Here is a 22,603-nt window from a genome sequence, read left to right on the forward strand (position 1 = left end):
AATGTCTAATTTAGTTGGTTAGGTTACTCTTTTCAGTAAAATACTTACTGCATTGCCCCCAAAACCAACAGCATTTATAAGCACTCTTGATATAGTTTCAGGAACGGAATCATAGCTTACATAAGGAACTTTTATAGCCTTTTGATGTTGCATCATTAATAATGCTAACTCCAAACTTAACATGCCCGAAGCTCCAAACGTATGACCTATCTTCCATTTATTAGTAGTCAAGAACGGAACTTTGTTACAAAATATTTTCTCAATAGCCATTATTTCTGAAGAATCGCCTTTAATTGTACCCGGCGCATGCATTACAATAACATCTACATCATCAGGATTTATATCTCCCAAAGCCATTTTCATAGAACGTTGAAAACAGACTGCATCTGTAGAAATAGAAATATTATGTTTTAATATTTCCGTAGCATAGCCAATACCCTCAACAACTGCTAAGGCGTTATCTGGAACCCCTTGCTCTAAACATACAACAGAGGCACCTTCTCCCAGCACCATAGTGTTTTGAGTTTTCTCTAAGTTGAAGGCCTGACAAGGATACTTAAAACCCTCAGAGGATGTCTCTCTTGCATAAATTTTTAGTGCTCTAATCTGGGCAATGGTAAAAGGAGTTAGTGGCGCCTCACTACCACCCACCATAAATTTATCTACCAAACCACTTTTAATCCAAGCAAAACCATTCAATAAGGCATGGAGTGCTGTAGAGCAAGTAATTGAATGTGATATTTCTGGACCCTGTGTTTGCAGATCATGAGCAATCCAAGAAGAAATATTCCCCAAGGTTGTTGTAGGCGACGCTAAGGTAGAAGAGGTTTTATTCTTGAGATATTCTTCATGATATTTTTCAAAAAGAGCCGTTGCCCCTCTTGAAGAACCTATGTTCACTCCAAAATTAGCCTCTTTTTTCCATCCTGAAATTTTCATTGCCGCCCTTGACGCAAACAATGCAAAGAGCACACTATCATCCAAACTCTTATACTTACTATCTGATTCTTTTAACGCCAAAATTTCTTCTTTGGCTTTTGTTCCCAAAGCACCAACCCAGGTATCAGTACCATCAAAATTTAATGTAGATAATGAGGTTTCATCCTTTAAATATTGTTCCCAAATTTCTTTTTGGGTAATTCCCAATGGTGAAATGGAAGCTATTGCTGTGATTGATATTGGTAAATTCAAAATATATCCTTTCTAAATTAGTGCTAAAACTGCTTTAATACTATCGTAAATTTTTCTCAGTTGCTCATTGGTAACTACATATGGTGCAGAAATATAAATAGTACTCCCAAGCGGACGCAAAAAGACACCTTGACTCATAAAGTGCGCCATTAACTTATCACGGAGATTTCCATAGCGTTCCATTTCAACAGCCAAGTCTAGCGCATAAATAGTTCCCGTTTGTCTTGTTCTTGCAACTTTAGGATGGTCTTTTATTTCTACATCAAATTTTTGGTGAGCTGCAATTACCCGTTCAATATTATCTTGCATCGCCTTAGACGTTAGCAGTTCTATACCGGCAAGAGCAGCAGTACATGCCAACGGATTTGCTGTATAGGTATGCCCATGAAATAACCCTTTAGCTATTTCTGTACTAAAGAATGCATCATAGACCTGCTGCGTGCAACTGGTAGCCGCCATAGGAACCATTCCTGCTGTTAGTGCCTTAGACATACAGATAACATCTGGCTGTATAGCAAGGTGGTCAGAAGCAAAATACTTTCCAGTCTTCCCAAAACCTGTCATCACCTCATCCGCGACGGTAATTACCCCGTACTTTTTCAATAGGGCAAGTATTTTTTCTAGACCTTCTGGATCATGCATTTGCATTGCTGCTGCACCCTGAATTAATGGCTCATAAATAAACCCTGCAATATCATTCTTCTGCAATCTGTTTTCTAGCTTCTCTAAAATAGCTGAAATATTTTCTTTGGTGGGTGTTGCAACACGTTCTACGGCAATAAAAAACTCTTCAAAGGGACCATTATACACAGACAAACCAGAAACCGACATCGCTCCAAAGGTATCTCCATGAAAAGCATTATCAAAAGCCAGAAGAACATTACGCCTATCTCCCCTATTAAAGTGATACTGCAACGCCATTTTTATTCCTATCTCAGTGGCCGTAGAACCATTGTCCGAAAAAAATAGTTTCTCTTGATTTGAAGGCAATATTTTAATAAGCTCCTCAGATAATTTTACAGCGGGCTCATGAGTGAAACCGCTAAATACTACCTGATCTAATTGCTGCATTTGTGCGTAAACACGTTCTATGATAAAATCATTGCAATGACCGTAAACACTTGTATACCACGATGAAATTCCGTCAATATATTCTTTACCATCTTCATCTGTTAAAATACATCCTTTTGCTTTTGCTATAGCCAACATGGTTGGGTGCAATTTGTGTTGCGTTAATGGATGCCAGATGTGCTTTTTATCTCTGTCTGAAAGTTTTTTCAATGTTGTAGATTTAAGAGACTGTCATTTTTATATCTTGCAAAGATGCTAATTAATAGCCAATAAACACAACCATTGCATGCTTACAAAGCTCTTAAATCGTTTAAGTCCTGAATATAACAATCTTAAAAACATAAGTGTTTTTTATATGCTGTTTGCTGCTTCTTTTTTTATTCGATTTCCTTTTTTTTTTAGAGACTATATAGACCGTGATGAAAGTACCTTTATTATTATGGGGCAATCATGGGTTAATGGCCATCTGCCCTATCTAGAACTTTGGGATTTAAAACCGCCTTTAAACTTTTTATTCTTTGCAGGAATCATCTATGTTTTTGGAAAAAGTCTTTTTATCATTCGGCTTTTTGGCGCATTAATCGTCGCCATAACATCATTCTACACGTATAAAATAACGCTTGAAGTAAGCACAAAAAAAGTAGCTATTTGGTGTGGTATTTTTTGTGTGTTTTTCCAAAGTTTATTTGGGAGTATGCAAGGTGTTATGTCTGAGCATATTTCCATGGTTTTCTTTATCCCTAGCCTGTATTTAATCCTAAAACACAAAGAATGGTATTGGGTATTAGCCTCCGGAATATTAATGGGCTTAACGGCAATGGTAAAATTAAACATGGCCTATCCTATTGCACTGATTGGACTTTTTTACGTCTATACGTATTGGAACACAAAAGATATAAAATCAGGAATTAGAAACACCATACTTTATGGATCTGGCATACTCCTTGTTATCGGACTAACCATACTTCCCTATTTCTTAAATGGGCATCTTAGCTTATGGTGGAATTCTGTTATAGAAGCTCCAATGGTTTATGCTAATTCTAAACGAAACGCTCTTATTAGTTTTGCTCCGTTATTACTGTTAATTCTGCTCTTTTTATATTTGGCTCAACGAAAAAAAATATTTGATTTTAGCAATACAGCTATCCAATTATTATCCTTAGTAACTATAGCAGTGTATTTATCCTTTGTAAAAGGTGGTCGTTTAAATGGTCACTATTTAATACAGCTATACCCTACACTATTAATCCTGGTAGGGATGGCCGTTAGCAAAATTCCTGTAGTCGTAAAAAAAATACATAAAGTGTTCATGGTACTGCTTCTTCTTATAATACCCATTGAAAGTTATGTGGAGTATTTCGCAATTATAAAAAATAAAATTGAAAAAGGCACTTTTTATAATGGCGAAGGCATTGAAGTTACCAATTATTTAAAAGAAAATAACATCGATTTTAACAACATATTATTTACAGAATACCATATTGGTTACTGGTTTTTAAATACCAACCCACCCACAAAAGCTGCCACACATCCTAGCAATATTTGCCGGTCAGAATTATTTCCGTATTCTCAAAACCTCAGAAAAACTACTTCGGAGGAGATTAAGTACATCTTTGAAGTAAAAAAACCACAAATAATTGTAAAAAAAGAAGGGAGCCAACTTCTAGATAAAAGATTAATCGATGAAAATATTTATGTTAATGCCTACTTAGAAAAAAAGTACACACTCATTAAGACAATTGGCAAGGCCGTTATTTACCAGCGTTTAAAGTAATTCTAAAGCCGATTTAAACTGATCTGCATATTTTTTTATGGTCGCTTTATCAAAAACAGCCTCCTCATCTATCCTTCCAATACAAGGAACTTTTGTTTTCTTCAGTATAATTTCTTCTGTAGTTTTATGTTCTTTACCACTAAATAAAATTACCACATCATATTTTCTTTCTTGCAACCATCCTACGGTTAACAGCGTATGGTTTATACTTCCTAGATAGTGCCTAGAGACCACCACAACCTTGTAATTTGGCATAATGATATCTAAAATAGTATCCTCATCATTTATAGGAACTAATAATCCGCCTGCCCCTTCAATCACTAAATGATTCTCTGTTTCAGGCTCTTCTATTTTCTCTCTATCGATAACCACCCCATCTATCGCTGCTGCTGCATGCGGACTCATAGGTGTTTTTAAAGCATAACTATTTTTATGAATTGTAGTCTTGGTATTAGAAATAAGCGCTGCAATCTTATGACTATCAGAATCCTCTAATTCTCCCGCTTGTATAGGTTTCCAATAATCGGCCTCCAAAGCTTCTACTAGAATAGCAGATGCTATCGTTTTACCTACTTCTGTTGAGATACCTGTAACAAATAATTGTTTTTTCATAAATAAGGGTTTGTAATCATCTTACAATTTAAACATTTGTATTTTCTTTTTTCAAAAAATGGGAAGAGTTTGTAAAAAATACTTTTTCGGGCATAATAGGTTTCAGATTTTTGAGCTTTACAATTAGGACAGGTAATAGGCAAACCATCATCTCCTATAGCGTACGCCCTAATACTATCATATATCTCTAAAGCGCGCTCTTTATCCTCCTGAAAAACTTGCACTTTTGCTCCTCCAATGGCATTACTAATCATAGGATCAGAATTTATCGTATTCTCATCCTTTACAAAAACAGTAATCCCTTCTGATTCTAATTTCGCCTTAAAAACTTGCAAATCGGAGGAATATTCAAACGTAGCAATAGTCACCCATTTATCGATCATATATCAATGCATTAATTTTTTCAATACCGTTAAAACATCAAAAATTTCCTCCTTTGTATTATAACTATGTAAACAAAATCGGAGTCGCTCTTGCCCTTTAGCAACTGTAGGCGATAAAATTGCTTTTACTCCAAAATTATTATTTTGTAAGACTGATGCCAAATTTTTCACCTTTTCATTCCCTGAGATTACACAGCATTGAATGGCGGAATTACTATCAATAAAAAAAGCTTTAAGCTCTAAGTTTTCTAATTGATTTTTAAAGTACTTAATATTATTTTTTAGCCTTGAAATTGATGCTGATGTAGCAAGCTCTTGATAAGCCAGATAAATTGTAGCCAAGGAATGTGGAGGCAGCCCTGTAGTATATATAAAACTACGGGAAAAGTTAACTAAATACTCTTTTAGCTGCATACTTCCTAAAATTGCTGCGCCGTGGCAACCCATCCCTTTTCCAAAAGTAACGATTTGTGCAAATACTTGATGGGCAATATTTAATTCAGCAACTAGACCTCGGCCTTCTTTTCCGAAAACACCTAAGGCATGCGCTTCATCTACCACAAAATGGAGTTTGTGCATTTCACAAAAATTAGCAAACGCTACAAGATTTGGTGAATCTCCATCCATAGAAAAAACAGACTCCGTCACCACATAAACCTCGACTCCTGCACCCTGATGTTTCTCTAATTCTAAAACCCGACTAATAACACGCTGTAAATCTTTTACATTATTATGCTTAAACTTATATCCTTTAGCTGTACTAAGTGCAATACCATCACGGATACTCGCATGAATATACTCATCATAAAAAATATAATCTCCGCGTTGCGGGATGGCGCTAAAAAAACCAACATTAGCATCGTATCCAGAATTAAATACTAAGGCAGTAGCTGTAGCATGGAAGTTTGCTATCCTGTCCTCTACTTCAATATACAGATCATAATTTCCCGAAATTAATCGAGAACCAGTAGCACCATTTAATTTCAGATTCTTTTCTGCCAATAAAGCAACAGCACCCTCAAAAATTACGGTGTTTTTTGCAAAACCTAAATAATCATTGGAAGAAAAATCTATCAGATTTTGTTGTACCGGCAGAGACCGAAGCGCGTTAAGTCCTCTGCGGTCTTCTAGTTTTTTAGTTAATTTTTCTGGAAAGCTAGCCATAACACAAAGGTAATATTAACTATAGTAGACGATTTAGAAAAGGTGTTATATTTTTTAATCTATTTACTACAGAAACACGAGTAAACAATACTCTTGAATGATGAAAGAATCCTATTATGAGAATATATTTTCATGTAATTCATCGAAAATATTATATAAATCTAGTATATTTAACGTAATTTTAACTAAATAACCGTATTTCTATTGACGAAATTATTACTTCTACTCTTTATGTTCAGCACCTATTGCTATTCTCAAAGTATTAATTTTGACCAGCTTGATAAAGAGAAATGGTTAAGAAATGAAAATTCAGACACTCATTAGATTCAAATATAGATACAGAGCAAAATAAAATTTATATGTATTCAACTCATAGCATCAATGAAAAGTATTTGAAAGTGTCGACTTTGAAATATGATTTGACCACAATTACAATCCAATTAATAGCTCTTGGTAAAATTGGTTTAATAATTCTTGAATTAAACGCTATTTCAAGTAATTCTGAAACATGGAAATTCGCCCTAAATAAAATAAAAAACGAATCTTCAATTAATTATAAAATGAAATAAAACGACCATTTATTACAATTGTTAGTTAAAATTCAATTAAAAATAAAAAAGTAGATAGTCCGTTAAATAAAAAATTATAAGCTATAACTATATGAAATTTAATATTCAAATTCTTACTTTAATTTGCTTTGCAAGTTTCTTCAGTTGTTCTTCAGATGATGAAGCTCCTCCAAAGATTATTGTAGTAGAAGAAGAAGTAATTGAAGATACCGCCATTATCAATCTCACAAGCGAAGAATCGAACGAAATTGACTTTGGTGATGTTGTTACTAATATAACGAGTACAAGAGTTTTCACCATTCATAATTCTGGAAATTCAGATTTAAAAATTGCTAACATTATTATTCCAGATAATTATACCATTGATTTATTAACAAGCATTATTCCTTCTAATCAAAGTAAGGAGTTTACAGTCACTTTTACGCCAACGGACATTGTGGATTATACAGATTTAATCAAAATTGAATCTAATGCTACAAGTGGTACTGGTAGTATAATAATAAAAGGAATTGGAGTAAATTCAATCTATGACGGCTCAGTAACATTAATAACTCAGGATGAAGTTGAAGACTTTGCTAAATCAGGATATACAGAAATCACGGGAGCATTATTTATTGGAAATATTAATAATTTTTCTCCGATCAACAGCCTAGCTAGCTTAAATAAAATTACAGAAGTAGGTAGTCTACAAGTTATTAGTACGACCGCATTGGAAGATTTAACAGGACTAGAAAACTTGAATGTAACAGTCAGCATTCAATTATTATCAAATTCTGCCTTGAAAAATGTAGATGCCCTACTTAGTGTTACTAAGCTATCTAGTTATTTAAGTCTTTTATCTAACACGGCATTAACGCAAATTAATGGCTTATCGAACATATCAGAAATAGGAGATAATTTACGTGTTAATAATCATCCTAATTTAATTAATCTTGATGGCCTAGCCAATATAATAACAGTTAAGAATAAACTTTATATAGAGAACAACTCACTGATTGAAAATTTAAATGGACTATCATCTCTTCAGTCCGTAAGTTCAGTCAGCATTCGATATAATGCAGAACTCTATAGTTACTGTGGAATAAAATCATTGCTTACAAACAAGGGTATAGGAGAAGATTATTTCAGACCAAGATTTAACCGTTATAACCCATCCTCATATACAATAGAAGATTTTGATTGTGAAAAAATAATACCTGATGGAATTATTCATAGTGATACCGGTTATGGGATTTCTGAACAGAAAGATATTGATTACCTTATTTCTAATGATTTTCATGGTATTGATGGAGGTCTAATTATTTCCTCCGAAAATATAACTTCCTTAGAGTCACTTAGTTTTTTAAAGACAGTATCTGGATCTATAAGGATTAATGATACAGCTTTAACAAACCTAAACGGCTTGGAAAACTTAACTAATGTAGCGCAAATTTATATTTTAAATAATTTAACTCTTTCAGATTATTGTGGTCTTTCACCGCTCATAGTTAATGGCTCTTTAGGTGAAAATTTATACCCGTCAAGTGAACCTTTTTATACTGTTGATAATTTATATAACCCCACCTTAGCAGATATCCAAAATGGTCTATGTAGCGAATAAAACAAAAGACGAATGATAGAATGAATCAAAAATGAAATACACAAAACATCCCCTTTGAAGGGGCGGCATAGCGTGAGGTATAAGCGAGCTGTAGCTATGACAGGGGATGAAAAAAAGCTCAAGAAAAAAAGGTAGGTTGAAACATAAAAGCAAAAAATAAAATGACATACTGTGCGCAGAATACCCCTGCCCATCGGCTGTCCCCTCAAAGGGACAATTCCTAATAGCTACATTTCTTACGGAAATAAATTCTGTGAGCCCACTTTTTCTCTTAATTGAAAATACTATCTTAGTCCACCTAAATAGTATTTACATGAAAGCACTACTTCTACTCACGATCCTTTTTCTTTCAATTAGTAGCAACGCACAAACCAACAGTTATACCATTTCTTTTGAAAATGCGGTGCACCACGAAGCAGAAATTACGGCTACATTCCCTAAAATTACTTCAGAAATTTTTAGTGTACGTATGAGTAGAACATCTCCAGGGAGGTATGCATTACATGAGTTTGCTAAAAATATCTATGCTGTTAAAGCAACAGATGGCCAGGGAAAATCTCTGGCTATAAAGCGTCCAAACCCATACCAATGGGATATTTCTGGGCATGATGGTACCGTCAACATCAGCTATACCCTATTTGCAGATCGTGCAGATGGTACGTATTCTCAGATTGATGAAACCCATGCACATTTAAATATCCCAGCTACCTTTATGTATGCCCCTGAATTTTCAGAACGTAAAATCAATGTAAATTTTCAGCCTAGAGAAGATCTAAATTGGAAGATTGCTACACAGCTACCTTTGGTTTCTAATACCACGTATAGCGCAGACAACCTTCAGTATTTTATGGATAGCCCTACGGAGTTGAGTAATTTTGGAATGCGCGAATTTGAGGTTACGGAAGCAGATGGAAAAAAGAAAAACATCCGCTTTGTACTGCATCATAATGGAACTGAAGCCGAACTAGACACCTATTTTGAGAAAATAAAAAAGACTGTCTTGGCTGAAAAAGCAGTTTTCGGGGAGCTTGCAAATTTTGATTATGGCACCTATACTTTTCTAGCCTGTTATATTCCTAATGCTTCTGGAGATGGTATGGAACACAGAAACTCCACTATTCTTACCAATACACGTAGCTTAGCAGAGGGCGGAATGGAAAAAAATATGGGAACCGTTTCTCATGAATTTTTTCATAGCTGGAATGTAGAACGCATACGACCAAAAAGCTTAGAGCCTTTTAATTTTGAAGAAGCTAATATGAGTGGCGAGTTATGGTTTGCAGAGGGGTTTACGAGCTATTACACCAACCTAATATTATGTAGAGCAAAACTAATTACAGACCAAGAATATGTAGAGGGTATAACAGGCACCTTTAATTATGTATGGAATTCTCCAGCAAGACAATTTTTTAATCCGATAGAAATGAGCTACCAAGCTCCTTTTGTAGATGCTGCTACTTCTGTAGACCCTGTAAACCGAGAGAATACATTTATATCTTATTATTCTTATGGTAGTATTCTAGGACTAGCACTAGATTTATCGTTAAGAGAAAAAGGCTTGAATTTGGATGATTTTATGAAACTGGTATGGACTACCTACGGAAAAAAAGAGATTCCTTATACCGTAAAAAATCTTAATGAAAGCTTGAATACCTATGCGGGGAAAGATTTTGGTGATGCTTTTTTCAATGCGTACATCTATAATGGTAATATGCCAGACTATACCACATTGTTCAAAACCGTTGGCGTTACCTTAAGCCAACAAGCAGCTGTTGCTAATTTTGGCGCATCAGTTACTATTAATGCTAGCCTACAAGGAGAAATAAGAAGAAACACCACTATTGGAAGTCCTGCATATTTAGGCGGACTAGAGAAAGGAGATTTTATAACTAAAATAAACGGACAAGCATTACCAAGCAGCACTAATTTTGAAGACTATATAAAAACCTTTCCCGTAGGAACGGAACTAACTATAGACTTCCTTAGAAATGCGGAACCACAAAAAACAACGGTAAAGCTTGCCTCAAATCCTGAGTACAGCATAAAACTAGCCGATAATCCGTCTAAAAAAACTCTCAAAAACAGAACTGCATGGCTAAATGTTCAAGAGTAAACTAGTGACTATTGCTAGCACTACATAGATCTTACTATAAGAAATATGTTGCACTGCCTCAAGGGTTTAGATTGTTAAGATTACTCTAGGCTAAAAACAACTTTCGGGTTCTTTTTAGTTGTTGATTTCTTTTGCATCTTGGCCGCTATCAATTTAGAATATGCTAGCTGATTGGCTGCTATTTGCTTTAAATCATCAGACAAAGGCTTAGCTTTCTTTTGGACAGTTCTGGTGGGTGCAAATTGTTTCTTAGGAGAACCCTTGAAAAAATTAATACCGAATTCAGCCAAAATTTGGTCTAAACTATGAGTCGATTGTTTTTTAGAGATGGTTAATTCTCTTTTAGAAGTGCTTTTAAACTCCTTTTTAAATAATGTAGAAAACATAAGTAGTTAATTTGGGTTCTGTAAAGTTAACGATATATTTTCGTAAATCGTACAAATTTCATTAAAAATTAAAGAATTTTCCTACATTTCTCATTGCAAGGAAATAAGCATCTAATTTTCAAGTACTTACGAAACAAACGTCATATAAGCACAAAGAGTAGTCTATTTGATAGCGTTAACAATAAAACCGATAGCGCTAAGACTGCCAAAAATAGCATGATTTTAAAGGTATTATTTTGAGAATATGAGGCTTATCTATATATTCCCCCTTTATTAAGAGAAGTTTCTATGAATTGGTATGTAGTCTATGTACAATCTAAAAAAGAAAAAAAAGTAGCCGATGTCTTGCAACAAATGCAGATAGAAGTGTACTGCCCTCTTATCAAAGAAGTTAGGCAATGGAGTGATCGTAAAAAAACCATTGAAAGCCCACTATTTAAATCGTATGTATTTGTGAGGCTGCATGATAAAGACCGGTCTAATGTATTTAGCGTACCGGGTGTAGTCCGTTATTTGTTTTGGTTGGGGCAACCCGCTATTGTTCGCGATGAAGAGATTAGCATTATAAAAAAATGGTTAGAAGATGATACCATTGAAGAAATTACCCTCCATAAATTACTCCCAGGAGATGAAATTCTCATAAAAAATGGCCTCCTAAAAGATAAAAAAGCCATCATCCAAGAAATAGGAAAAAAAAGAATGCGCTTGGCCTTACCAGGATTAAATATTATTATCAATGCAAAAATTAAAGATGTTGTTTAACCTACTGTTTACCAACCACTAAACAGATTTAAAAACTACGGCTCTTTTATTTCAAATTCACTTCGAATAGTTCTGTATTAGCACATTTAAAATCTACAATTTGTGCTGCTAAAATAGCTCCTCAACGCACTTCATCGATAAAAATTGTTACACAACAGCAAATGCCTTCAGAAAGGTTTGTAAAACGCTTACGCATATCTCAGATTGTTAAGGTTGCAAATAGAATATTTTCACAAACACCTCCTTTTAATTATCGACTTCACAAATCTCAACAGACTTTCAAAAGAAACCTTGTACCATCAAAATAGCCTGTTTAATTTTACAACTTAATTTGTTTTTAAGCCCAATGTGGAAAACCACATTCGTAATAAAATTGGCCGCCATAACTTAGCAGCATCTAAAAACATTTTACAACCGTAATCCCAATATGTGGTTTACGGCGCGGAGCGCTAAAAAAGACTCAACTTAATAGCAACTAAAATACCCCGCAAACAAAGAGTAATTTCCTTATAATTTAAATTTCGAAGTCTTTCAGCAGCTTATTTACGTACTTCGAAGTAATAACCTTTAACATAGTCAACATATGAAAGTAGCATTTATCACAGGAGTAACCGGACAAGATGGCGCTTACTTGAGTGAATTTTTATTGAAAAAAGGATACCAAGTACACGGTCTAAAAAGAAGAGCTTCTCTATTTAACACAGATAGAGTAGATCATTTATACCAAGATCCACATATTGAAAACCGTAATTTTATTTTACATTATGGTGATATGACGGATAGTACGAACCTAATCCGTTTAATTCAAGAAATTCAACCAGACGAGATTTACAATCTTGCGGCTATGAGCCACGTACAAGTGTCTTTTGAAGTTCCTGAATATACAGGTAACGCAGATGGTTTAGGTACCTTACGTATTTTAGATGCCGTACGCTTATTAGGTTTAGAAAAGAAAACACGTATTTACCAAGCTTCTACATCAGAACTATATGGTAAAGTACAAGAAGTACCACAATCAGAAACTACCCCTTTCTACCCACGTAGCCCATATGCGGTTGCAAAAATGTATGCTTACTGGATTACAGTAAACTATAGAGAAGCTTACGGAATGTATGCTTGTAATGGTATTTTATTTAACCATGAATCTCCAATTAGAGGAGAAACTTTTGTAACCCGTAAAATTACACGTGCCGCTTCAAGAATTGCACTTGGTTTACAAGACAAAATATACTTAGGTAATCTTGATGCCAAAAGAGATTGGGGTCATGCAAAAGATTATGTGCGTATGATGTGGATGATCTTACAAGCAGAAGAAGCAGAAGACTGGGTAATTGCAACTGGAAAAACTACTCCTGTTAGAGAGTTTGTACGTATGGCTTTTGCAGAAGTTGGCGTAGAATTAGAATTTAAAGGAGAAGGTGTAGACGAAAAAGGATACGTTAAAGCATGTACTAATCCAGAATTTCAAATAGAAATTGGGAAAGAAGTATTAGCCGTAGATCCTAAATACTTTAGACCTACAGAAGTAGATTTATTAATTGGTGATGCTACTAAAGCAAATACTAAATTAGGTTGGATTCCTGAATTTGATTTACAAGACTTAGTAAAAGATATGATGAAGCATGATGTAAAATTAATGCAGAAAGATCAGTTCTTAAAAGAAGGTGGCTATAACACCTTCAACTATTTCGAATAGCGCTCATTATAATTCAAAATACTGCACCAATAGTTAAGCTTTGCTTAGGTATTGGTGCCCATTACTAAAGTTTCATCTCAGTTTAACGAGTACACATGGAGAAAAACGCAAAAATATATATTGCTGGTCATAGAGGTTTAGTGGGCAGTGCCATTATAAAAAACCTAGAAGCCAGAGGGTATACCAATTTTATTACCCGTACTCATAAAGAATTAGACCTAACCAATAGCACAGCGGTGGCAGAATTTTTTGCTACAGAAAAACCAGAATATGTGTTTTTAGCTGCGGCCAAGGTAGGAGGTATTGTAGCCAATAATACCTACAGAGCAGATTTTATCTATGCCAACTTAATGATTCAGAATAATGTTATTCATCAGAGTTATGTGCATGATGTTAAAAAATTAATGTTTTTAGGGAGTACGTGTATTTACCCAAAAAACTGTCCGCAACCCATGAAAGAGGACTATCTATTAACAGATACCTTAGAGTACACTAATGAACCTTATGCAATTGCTAAAATTGCAGGGATTAAAATGTGCGAAAGTTATAACCTACAATATGACCGAAATTTTATTTCGGTAATGCCTACCAACTTATATGGTCCTAATGATAATTTCGATTTAGAAAAATCTCATGTACTACCGGCATTAATCCGCAAGATGCATTTGGGCAAAGCTTTAGAAAATCAAGATTGGACTACGCTACGCAAAGATTTACATAAACTTCCTATTGAAGGCTTTGACGGTGCTGCAATGGATGAAGACATCTACTCTATTCTAGATAAATATGGCATTCAGAAAAAAGGAGACACCGTACATTTAGAAATTTGGGGTTCTGGTAAGCCGATGCGCGAATTTTTATGGAGTGAAGACATGGCCGATGCTTGTGTGTTCTTGATGGAGGAGCGCGATTTTAAAGATTGCTACGATACCAACACTAAAGAGATCAGAAATACCCATATTAATATAGGTACAGGGGTTGATATATCTATTAAAGATTTAGCCAAATTAGTTAAAGAGACCGTAGGGTTTAAAGGAAAATTATATTTCAATTCAAGCAAACCAGACGGAACCATGAAAAAATTAACAGATCCGTCTAAGCTCCATGGTTTAGGGTGGAAACACAAGATAGAACTACAAGAAGGCATACGTAAAATGTACGACTGGTATACAAAATAGAACCATTGAATGTACTTCTAACGTATATCCTAAACAAGACTAACTAATTCCCCAGATTATATGACTGTACGTTTAAATTACCTCATAACAATTTGCATGAATAAAGTTCCCCCAATTCATAGCCATTTTTATTCAAAAAAAAAGTCACTACATAACTTTTTTTGAATCGACAATATGAAGATTACAACCGCCAAATCATAGAATATTAGAAAAAATATCAATGAAAAAGTCATATTTCGTTATTCCATTATCGTTTATATTTCACATAATTACCATTAATGTTATACTATATCTATTAACCCCTGAAACCTATAGGTCGGGCTTTAGTATTATATATTACAACCTTACTTGGCTTATCGTAACTTATGCTATAGATTTTTATCCCACAGCTCGTAGAGAAGGTTTTACTACAAATGTTCGGAATTTCTTTATGCTATTCCTTATTTATGGTCTGGTATTCTTTACCTCATTTACGTTTCTAAGTGACCACCGTTACAAACCGGCCTATTTAACTTTAGTCTATTTACTGATTTGCTTAATGCTCACACTATTTCGTTTGCTATTTTATTGGGCTAGAAATTTATACAGAACAAAAGGCTTAAGCAAAGAGGTCAGAGCGGTGGTAATAGGACGTGATAAAAACCTAAAAAAGCTACGTCGCATTTTTGATACAAAAACATATGGATACAGATATATGGGGTATTTTGATAATACTAAATCTAACAGTCCAACCTATTTAGGTAAAATACAAGATTCCTATTCCTATATTTTTGAAAATAATGTGGAAGAAGTGTATTGTATGGCTTCAAGACTTTCAAAAGATGAAATTAAAGAACTCATGCGTATTGCGGATAATAGTTTAAAGAAAATCAAAATTGTCCCAGATAACAAAGAACTATTTTCAAGAGCCATGTCTATTGAATTATATGGCGAAGTACCGGTTTTAAACTTGCGTGCCTCTCCTTTAGAGCTAGAATATGCTAATATAGTGAAACGTGTGTTTGATATAATTTTTTCAAGTTTAGTGATTATTTTTGTCCTGTCTTGGTTAACACCATTAGTCTGGATATTAATGAAATTTGATTCAAAAGGGCCTTTATTCTTTAAACAGAGTCGTCATGGTGTAAATAGAAATACTTTTGATTGTTACAAGTTTAGATCTATGACTAAAAGTGATACTAGTGATACTAAAATGGCTACGAAGAATGATATGCGTATTACAAAATTGGGTCGCATTTTAAGAAAAACCAGTATTGATGAATTGCCACAATTTTTTAATGTACTTAAAGGAGAAATGAGTGTTGTAGGACCAAGACCCCATATGCGCTTACATACAGAACAATTTGAGAAATCTGTAGATAAATACTTAGTACGCCATTTTTTAAAACCAGGCATTACCGGGCTGGCGCAAATTAAAGGGTATCGTGGAGAAATTGTAGAACAATCAGATATTGTAAACCGTGTGCGTTATGATATTTTTTATATGGAAAAATGGTCAATCCAATTAGACATATCTATAATTTATTACACTGTGGCTAATGCCATTCGGGGCGAAGAAAGAGCCTATTAGTAACATACAAAAAAACAAACTACCATTTAATATAACATTTTCACTTTTAAGATAATGAAAGAATCAAATCCAGAACTAAATTCATTTGAACAAAATAATATTCGCTCCATCATAGGTAAGTATTTAAAATTTTGGCCATTATTCGCAGTTAGCTTAATTATTGCCATTGCTGCCATTATACTTTATATTCGATATTTTGCTGAAAATGAGTATGAAATACAAAGTGCTATTTTATTAAAGAATGTGGAAGCAGGGCAAGGTTTTGGTGATCTAGGTGATTTTGCTAGCATGGGACTAATCAAGAGCACTCATAGTTTAGAAGATGAAATAGGCATACTAACGTCTATTGGAGTCATGGAAGAAGTGATTTCAAAAAACAACTATAATATCACCTACTATATTGAAGGAAATATCCGTGATGTTGAAGTCTATGGCGAAAAAGTGCCCGTTAATATTACCGTAGATGAAACAGACGACAATTTAATTTATGACTTACCGATTACCATCAAATTTATTGACTCCGCAACCTATGAACTTACAACCCTTGTGGAAGATAAGGAACTAAAATCACAACATACTTTTGGTGAAGTGGTAACAACATCTTACGGTACATTTACAATTGCAACCAAGGGCGAAGCACCCAAATTAAAAGAATCAAAAAATTTATATTTTAAAATCGAAAACAAAGATGATTTAATAGCTAGTTTTCTTAAAAAGCTCAGTGTTGTACCGGCAAATAAAACAGGCAGCTCATTAAACCTTAATTTCATCTCTAATGATAAGGTGAAAGGAGAAGAGATTCTTTCTAAACTTATTGAAACGTATATAGAAAAAACAATAAAATATGAGAATGAATTAGCAGAAAACACCATCAAAATGATTGATGATCGATTAAAATTGTTATCTGGTGAAATTGAAGATGTTGAAAAAACAGTCGTAGATTTTAAAACAGAAAATACGGTTACCAACATTGCTAATAATGCCGATACGTATGTACAACAATCTAATGAATATAAAAATAGAGTTGCTGAGTATCAATCACAAATTAATGTTCTAGAAGGCGTTGAATTTTCTTTACAAAATGGCAATAATGAAACGGCAATAGGTGGAGCCGTAATAAATGATCCCTCAGTAAATAGTTTAATTGCGCAATACAACCAGGCTTTAGCGGAAAAACAAAAACTATCACAATCTGCCTCCAGCTCCAACCCTTTGGTTGCCAATTTAGATGAAAACCTAAGCAGCTTACGCCAATCAATTATACAAAATGTGAGAAGTGTAAAGAATGGATACTCTATAGCACGCGGAAATTTATCTGCTAATGCGAACCGTTACGATTATCAGATTGCTAAAGTTCCTGGCATGGAAAAAAAACTATTAGATATCAGTCGTGATAAAAGTACCAAAGAAGGATTATATCTTTTTTTACTTCAAAAAAGAGAAGAAGAAGTACTTTCTTTAGCCGCTCCCGTTTCCTCTACAAGAATTGTCGACTATCCTAAAGCTGGAAAATTTCCTATTAGTCCAAATAAAAAATTACTTTATTTCTCAGGATTACTATTAGGGTTATTTATACCAGTTTCGTTACTATATTTAAAAGATACTTTAAATAATAAAATTTCGAGTGTAGAGGAGTTAACTCAAAATTTAGCTGCTCCTTTTCTTGGGGAAATAGCACGTAGCAAAAATAATACTATCGTAGTTACTGAAGATCGGGCAACTTCACCAGAGGCTGAATTATTCAGGCTATTACTTTTTAACCTGAATTTCTTAAAGAAAACAGAGAAAAATCAAACTATTTTAGTGACCTCTACTGAAAAAGGGGAAGGAAAAACTTTTATCGCCTCTAATCTAGCCTTGACTTTTGCTTCTAACGGCGAAAAAGTTGTGGTCTTAACTTTTGATTTGCGAGAGCCTCAATTAATGGAAAATTTCAATCTCCCCAACTCTCCTGGAATTACAGATTTTATTGTCAAAAAAGGCTTAAATGCAGATCAGATCATTCAAAAACACCCTAGCATTGATGACTTTTATTTAGTAGGATCGGGAAGCAGTATGAACCAAGTAGGTCGCTTGATGGTAAGCAATAGAATCGGCGTCCTTATGGATACTTTAAAACAAGAGTATGACCGCATCATTATTGATACCGCACCAATAGGGCTTATTTCTGATGCCTTTGCCTTAAATAATTATATTGACAGTAGCATATATGTTGTACGTAAAGACAAAACTAAAAAGCAATCTTTAAAAGTTATCAATTCTATCTATGAAAGTGATCGTCTAAAAAATACCATGGTCGTTTTTAATGATACAAAAGCAGCTGCCTCTTACGGATATGGCTCAATTAAAGGATAATTTTTAAAACATTTAATAATAAACTTTACTTGGCTTTACTAAAATTATGTCCTTAAAAAAAAGATTAGTTAATAATGGCTTAGCCTCAATACTTTCAAAAGGAGTCCGTGTATTAGAGCAATTATTTTTAGTTCCGTTTTTTATCGCTGCTTGGGGAGCTGCCTATTATGGAGAGTGGATTACATTAACCATAATCCCTAGCGTAATGGCCTTTTCCAATTTAGGATTTGGTTCTGCAGCAGCAAATAGCCTAGTATTAACATATGCTTCAGGAGACAAACAAAAGGCCGCAAATATATGTAAAACAGGTTTTTATATTATTACCATAATGGTACTTATTGCAATAGTACTAGGCGCTATAGCAATATATGTGCTAGATATATTCCATGTTTTTGACAAGTCCTTAATAAACAGTCAAGATGCTATTTTGGCGGTTTCAATTCTTATTATCGCTAGGTTATTAAACTTTTACGATCAATTAATTGAATCATTTTATAGAGCAGCTCAAAGGGCTGCATTAAGCATAAACCTTCTAACTATACGAGCTGCACTAAATTTAGCTGCGGGTTTATTCGTATTATTGCTTGAATACGGTATTGTTGCATTTGCAATTTCACAATTAATTGTAACAGTTCTTTTCAGTATTTTATATTGGTTAAAGGGAAGATCTGTTTTAGGCTTGTACAAAAACTATACAGGAACAAAAGATGCCGTCATATTAAAAGGGATTACCACAAAAGGATTAAGCTATTTAATGCTACCTGTTTGGCAAATAATATATTTTCAAGGAACTACCTTCGTTGTACGGATTGTTTTAGGACCAGAAGCAGTTGCCATATTTAACACGGCACGTACTTTAAGTAGATCACTTAATCAATTACTATATTTAGTAGAACCTACAGTATTTCCTGAATTACAAATTGCCATAGGCAAAAACGACTGGAAAACAGCTAAACAAATATTTAGAGTCTCAATAATTGGAGTGTTCTTATTATCATTAATTGGCGTAATATTCTTGGCTATTTTTGGTTTATGGTTTTATAACATCTGGACTAATAATGAATTAGAACTACCACAAGCAATGTGGTATACTTTAATTTCGGCTATGCTTTTCAATGCTTTGTGGTATACTTCTGAAATGGTATTTCGAGCTGTGAATCAACCCAAAAGAATGGGGATCTATGGCATAATCGCAGCAATTCTATCTGTATTACTAACGTATCTTTTTGCCACATTTTATGGAATTACTGGAGCTGCTATTGGCGCCGTATCCTTAGATTTAATATTAGTATTTCTTGTTGTGCCAAATGGGTGTAAAATAATGAAAATGTCCATGAACGATTTAGTTTCACATGGTGCAGATGACTTCAGAGAATTATTTCAAAAAATTTTAAAAAAAATAAAAAAATAAACCGATATCTAATCGATTTTAAGAAATCTATCATATGGTAGAAAATAAAAACTATACAATAACTCTAATTAAAAAAATCTTAAGATTATTATTAATCTTAGGGGTTGTGGCGGAAATGATATTTTTTCCTTCACTACCCAACTTCTATGGTTGTGTAATGGCAATTTTGAGTTTAGTTATTTTTTCATATTTTTTTAAATTAAAATATATAAAATTATTTCCTTTTGCCTTCTGCATGTACTTATCCATGTTCCTATATCGATTTCTACCATTAATCGCAACATTGGCAGAAGGAAAACCGATAACCTATGGTTTTGAAAGAGCCTATGATACGTTTGTCTATGAAATAATCCTTTTTCTAATATCATCCTTGGCTTTCTATCTTGCCTGTAGACATAATGCTAAAACATATCAAAATAATATAATAAAAAGAACCCTCTTTAAATTAAAGTTTTTTGAAATAACCCCAGAGATTCTATGGGGAATGGGACTAATAGGATTAGTTGTAAGGTTATATAATTTAAGTACTGGAGCCGTTGAATATGGTGATGTTGGAGGAAAATTTTTAGTGGGACTAGATTATTTAATGTTTGCGCCTCTATGCTTATTTTTTCCAAGTTTTCTAAATGTAAAATTTAATCAAAAAAAATTATTATGGTTATATACTCTAGTAATCTTTTTAATAAACATTGCGTCCAATAAAAGACATCTTATTATAACACCTTTTGGAATTTTCGGTGTATTATCAATGTTGTTTTTAATTATTAATAATAAAAAAATCACAACCATCATATCGCCAACGAAAATGATTATTGGCGGAATCTTGTTATTTGTAGGTCTGAATTTTTTAAGTAATGTGTCTTTAGCAATGCTGTACACTAGAGAAACAATGCTGTACAATCAGGAATTAAGAAACAATGCCAATAAAATGGAGGCGTTCAACGAAACCATAGAGACTGTCCAAAACGAACAATTAATGGATCGTCTAAAGGAAATAAAAGATAAAATACAAGTCCGAAAGACCCAATATTCTCAAGGATGGACAGAAGATTATGTAGATAATTTCATGCTAGAACGCTATGCCAATATGCGTATTACAGATGAAACTCTATATTATGCCGAAAAAAGAGGTTATGGGAACAAGCAAATGTTTGAGTTATTTCAAAATAATATTCTCGCCTTAGTACCTACACCGATATTAGGTTTTTTTGGAGTTCAATTTGATAAAACAGAATTGGAATTTTCAAGAGGAGATTTTTTATATGGGTCAGGATATGGAATGTATCGCGTAACTAGTCATGTTGGTGATGGATTGGCAACCTTTGGTTATTGGTATTTTATACTTCAATTTATTACTTTTTTCATTGTTTTTAAATTACTCAATTCTTTCGTATATCTAGCTAATGAAACTTTGGTATATGCTCCTTATGCCTTAATGAATGTATTTACCTTCTTAGGAATGTTTAGAAATTCTGGAGGAATTCTTATAGATGTCAAATTCATTTTAAGAGGATATTTAGAAGGCTTAGTTACGTATTTAATTATATTTTATATGATTAGGCAGGTAATAAGTTTTGTGAAAAATATCAAAAAATAAATTTTCAAGCTTACCAATGAATATAGTGTTTTTAATACATCAGGAAGGGTCATTAGGGTACAGCATGAAGCGTTATACAGAATCGTTAGCTAATAAGCTCAGTAAAAAAGGATACCAAACTCAAATCTGGGCACCTAAGCTTATATTATCTAAAAACAGAAAAAATAAAGGCTTTGGTAAATGGTTACGTTATATTGATCAATACCTTTTTTTTCCATTCTCGTTTAAGTGGAAAAATATTAATACAGATAAAAACACCATTTATGTATTAATTGATCAAGCATTAGGAATATGGACTCCATTAATAAAAAATAAAAAACATGTCGTTCATTGTCATGATTTTATAGCACTAAAATCTGCACAAGGATTAATCCCCGAAAACCCTACAGCTTGGACTGGCAGATTATATCAATACCTGATTTTGAATGGTTTTAGAAAAGCTTCAAATTTTATTTCAATTTCAAAAAACACTCAAAAAGAATTAGGAGGTTTTTTAAATAAAAAACCAATAATTAACGCACAAATTTATAATGCTATAGACCAAAAATTCAAAATTGGATCTATTAATGCCGCTAGAATAACTATTGGAGAACAGATTAATCGCGATGTTAGTAATGGGTATATCTTACATATAGGCAGCAATACATTTTACAAAAATAGAAATGGCGTTTTAAATATATATAACCAGTGGCGAAAATTAAGTGAAAAAGAAACACCCCTAATAATGATTGGTTCTGCGCCTACCACAGCTATGTTAAGATTAAGGGAAGAATCTCCATATAGTGAAGATATTCATTTTTTAACTAGAGTTGAAGACACTATTCTAATTCAGGCCTATCAAGGTGCTACTGTTTTTATTTTTCCTTCACTATTAGAAGGTTTTGGATTTCCTATCATAGAAGCAATGGCCTGTGGTTGTCCTGTTATCACAACAGATAAAGCTCCTATGAACGAAATTGGTGGTGAAGCGGCCACATACATAACATCAACGAGTAAAAAAACTATTGTTAACAAAGGTGCACTTGCTATTGAAACTGTATTAAATTATTCAAAAGAAACTAGAGAAGAATTAATTAAAAAATCTCTTTTAAATGCAAAAAAATATCAAGATGAAACTTTTATTAATGATATTGAAAATATCTATTTAGAAATAATGGCTAACTAAAAATTG

17 protein-coding genes are annotated in these 22,603 nt (G+C 33.5%); 11 read left to right on the forward strand and 6 right to left on the reverse strand.

All coding sequences use genetic code 11. From position 1 onward, the window contains the following. Positions 1 to 18 precede the first annotated feature (18 nt). Both BLQ19_RS11040 and bioA read right to left on the reverse strand, forming a co-directional pair. Entirely contained in the window at positions 19 to 1,191 is a 1,173-nt protein-coding gene (locus BLQ19_RS11040) for a beta-ketoacyl synthase N-terminal-like domain-containing protein (RefSeq protein WP_074538371.1), read from the reverse strand. 12 nt (positions 1,192 to 1,203) lie between these two features. Beyond that, positions 1,204 to 2,472, reverse strand: coding sequence for an adenosylmethionine--8-amino-7-oxononanoate transaminase (gene bioA / locus BLQ19_RS11045; RefSeq protein WP_074538372.1), 1,269 nt, complete (start codon positions 2,470 to 2,472; stop codon positions 1,204 to 1,206). A gap of 76 nt (positions 2,473 to 2,548) precedes the next feature. Here bioA and BLQ19_RS11050 point away from each other — a divergent pair, with 76 nt between their 5' ends. Continuing rightward, positions 2,549 to 4,036 (forward strand): ArnT family glycosyltransferase, encoded by a 1,488-nt coding sequence (locus tag BLQ19_RS11050; RefSeq protein ID WP_074538373.1) that lies wholly within the window; start codon positions 2,549 to 2,551, stop codon positions 4,034 to 4,036. On the opposite strand, the gene bioD is transcribed toward BLQ19_RS11050, so the two are convergent. The 3 genes from bioD to BLQ19_RS11065 are packed head-to-tail and all read right to left on the reverse strand — an operon-like array spanning position 4,028 to position 6,195. Then, a complete protein-coding gene (bioD, locus tag BLQ19_RS11055) occupies positions 4,028 to 4,648 on the reverse strand; it encodes a dethiobiotin synthase (protein ID WP_024479178.1) in 621 nt (206 codons plus the stop codon). The two genes, BLQ19_RS11050 and bioD, sit on opposite strands and share 9 nt — an antisense overlap. Next, positions 4,645 to 5,031 (reverse strand): putative signal transducing protein, encoded by a 387-nt coding sequence (locus BLQ19_RS11060; RefSeq protein WP_025613894.1) that lies wholly within the window; start codon positions 5,029 to 5,031, stop codon positions 4,645 to 4,647. The genes bioD and BLQ19_RS11060 overlap by 4 nt, the downstream gene beginning before the upstream one ends. A gap of 3 nt (positions 5,032 to 5,034) precedes the next feature. After that, entirely contained in the window at positions 5,035 to 6,195 is a 1,161-nt protein-coding gene (locus BLQ19_RS11065) for an aminotransferase class I/II-fold pyridoxal phosphate-dependent enzyme (protein WP_074538374.1), read from the reverse strand. A 660-nt stretch (positions 6,196 to 6,855) separates the two neighbouring features. Between BLQ19_RS11065 and BLQ19_RS11070 the strand changes: the two genes are divergently transcribed. Together BLQ19_RS11070 and BLQ19_RS11075 are read left to right on the forward strand one after the other, a co-directional pair. Next, positions 6,856 to 8,364, forward strand: a complete 1,509-nt coding sequence (locus BLQ19_RS11070) for an Ig-like domain-containing protein (protein ID WP_074538375.1) — start codon at positions 6,856 to 6,858, stop codon at positions 8,362 to 8,364. A 313-nt stretch (positions 8,365 to 8,677) separates the two neighbouring features. Continuing rightward, positions 8,678 to 10,477: a M61 family metallopeptidase gene (locus tag BLQ19_RS11075; protein WP_074538376.1), complete on the forward strand. Its 1,800-nt coding sequence runs from the start codon at positions 8,678 to 8,680 to the stop codon at positions 10,475 to 10,477. A gap of 80 nt (positions 10,478 to 10,557) precedes the next feature. On the opposite strand, the gene BLQ19_RS11080 is transcribed toward BLQ19_RS11075, so the two are convergent. Next, on the reverse strand, positions 10,558 to 10,863 hold the full coding sequence (locus BLQ19_RS11080) for a hypothetical protein (RefSeq protein ID WP_025613904.1): 306 nt from the start codon (positions 10,861 to 10,863) through the stop codon (positions 10,558 to 10,560). A 288-nt stretch (positions 10,864 to 11,151) separates the two neighbouring features. On the opposite strand from BLQ19_RS11080, the gene BLQ19_RS11085 reads away from it, so the two are divergent. The 8 genes from BLQ19_RS11085 (at position 11,152) to BLQ19_RS11120 (ending at position 22,597) form a co-directional block, all read left to right on the forward strand. After that, a complete protein-coding gene (locus BLQ19_RS11085; protein ID WP_024479190.1) occupies positions 11,152 to 11,625 on the forward strand; it encodes a UpxY family transcription antiterminator in 474 nt (157 codons plus the stop codon). Between the two features lie 583 nt (positions 11,626 to 12,208). Beyond that, positions 12,209 to 13,321, forward strand: a complete 1,113-nt coding sequence (gene gmd / locus BLQ19_RS11090) for a GDP-mannose 4,6-dehydratase (protein ID WP_074538377.1) — start codon at positions 12,209 to 12,211, stop codon at positions 13,319 to 13,321. Between the two features lie 95 nt (positions 13,322 to 13,416). Further along, positions 13,417 to 14,499, forward strand: coding sequence for a GDP-L-fucose synthase family protein (locus tag BLQ19_RS11095; protein WP_074538378.1), 1,083 nt, complete (start codon positions 13,417 to 13,419; stop codon positions 14,497 to 14,499). A 220-nt stretch (positions 14,500 to 14,719) separates the two neighbouring features. After that, a complete protein-coding gene (locus tag BLQ19_RS11100; protein ID WP_074538379.1) occupies positions 14,720 to 16,069 on the forward strand; it encodes an undecaprenyl-phosphate glucose phosphotransferase in 1,350 nt (449 codons plus the stop codon). Between the two features lie 54 nt (positions 16,070 to 16,123). Then, on the forward strand, positions 16,124 to 18,424 hold the full coding sequence (locus BLQ19_RS11105) for a GumC family protein (RefSeq protein WP_074538380.1): 2,301 nt from the start codon (positions 16,124 to 16,126) through the stop codon (positions 18,422 to 18,424). Positions 18,425 to 18,470: 46 nt separating this feature from the next. After that, positions 18,471 to 19,835 (forward strand): lipopolysaccharide biosynthesis protein, encoded by a 1,365-nt coding sequence (locus BLQ19_RS11110; RefSeq protein ID WP_024479195.1) that lies wholly within the window; start codon positions 18,471 to 18,473, stop codon positions 19,833 to 19,835. A 283-nt stretch (positions 19,836 to 20,118) separates the two neighbouring features. Beyond that, entirely contained in the window at positions 20,119 to 21,432 is a 1,314-nt protein-coding gene (locus BLQ19_RS11115; RefSeq protein WP_139150239.1) for a hypothetical protein, read from the forward strand. 16 nt (positions 21,433 to 21,448) lie between these two features. Next, on the forward strand, positions 21,449 to 22,597 hold the full coding sequence (locus tag BLQ19_RS11120; protein WP_024479197.1) for a glycosyltransferase family 4 protein: 1,149 nt from the start codon (positions 21,449 to 21,451) through the stop codon (positions 22,595 to 22,597). The last annotated feature ends 6 nt before the right edge of the window (positions 22,598 to 22,603 follow it).

Origin of the sequence: Cellulophaga baltica (assembly GCF_900102165.1) — a bacterium.
Lineage (GTDB): Bacteria > Bacteroidota > Bacteroidia > Flavobacteriales > Flavobacteriaceae > Cellulophaga > Cellulophaga baltica.

Coding starts and splice junctions, on each gene's coding strand:
- BLQ19_RS11110 (WP_024479195.1), top strand. CDS start 18,471: ATGTCCTTAAAAAAAAGATTAGTTAATAATGGCTTAGCCTCAATACTT.
- BLQ19_RS11080 (WP_025613904.1), bottom strand. CDS start 10,863: ATGTTTTCTACATTATTTAAAAAGGAGTTTAAAAGCACTTCTAAAAGA.
- BLQ19_RS11060 (WP_025613894.1), bottom strand. CDS start 5,031: ATGATCGATAAATGGGTGACTATTGCTACGTTTGAATATTCCTCCGAT.
- BLQ19_RS11050 (WP_074538373.1), top strand. CDS start 2,549: ATGCTTACAAAGCTCTTAAATCGTTTAAGTCCTGAATATAACAATCTT.
- BLQ19_RS11095 (WP_074538378.1), top strand. CDS start 13,417: ATGGAGAAAAACGCAAAAATATATATTGCTGGTCATAGAGGTTTAGTG.
- BLQ19_RS11120 (WP_024479197.1), top strand. CDS start 21,449: ATGAATATAGTGTTTTTAATACATCAGGAAGGGTCATTAGGGTACAGC.
- BLQ19_RS11100 (WP_074538379.1), top strand. CDS start 14,720: ATGAAAAAGTCATATTTCGTTATTCCATTATCGTTTATATTTCACATA.
- BLQ19_RS11075 (WP_074538376.1), top strand. CDS start 8,678: ATGAAAGCACTACTTCTACTCACGATCCTTTTTCTTTCAATTAGTAGC.
- gmd (WP_074538377.1), top strand. CDS start 12,209: ATGAAAGTAGCATTTATCACAGGAGTAACCGGACAAGATGGCGCTTAC.
- BLQ19_RS11065 (WP_074538374.1), bottom strand. CDS start 6,195: ATGGCTAGCTTTCCAGAAAAATTAACTAAAAAACTAGAAGACCGCAGA.
- BLQ19_RS11105 (WP_074538380.1), top strand. CDS start 16,124: ATGAAAGAATCAAATCCAGAACTAAATTCATTTGAACAAAATAATATT.
- bioD (WP_024479178.1), bottom strand. CDS start 4,648: ATGAAAAAACAATTATTTGTTACAGGTATCTCAACAGAAGTAGGTAAA.
- BLQ19_RS11085 (WP_024479190.1), top strand. CDS start 11,152: ATGAATTGGTATGTAGTCTATGTACAATCTAAAAAAGAAAAAAAAGTA.
- BLQ19_RS11070 (WP_074538375.1), top strand. CDS start 6,856: ATGAAATTTAATATTCAAATTCTTACTTTAATTTGCTTTGCAAGTTTC.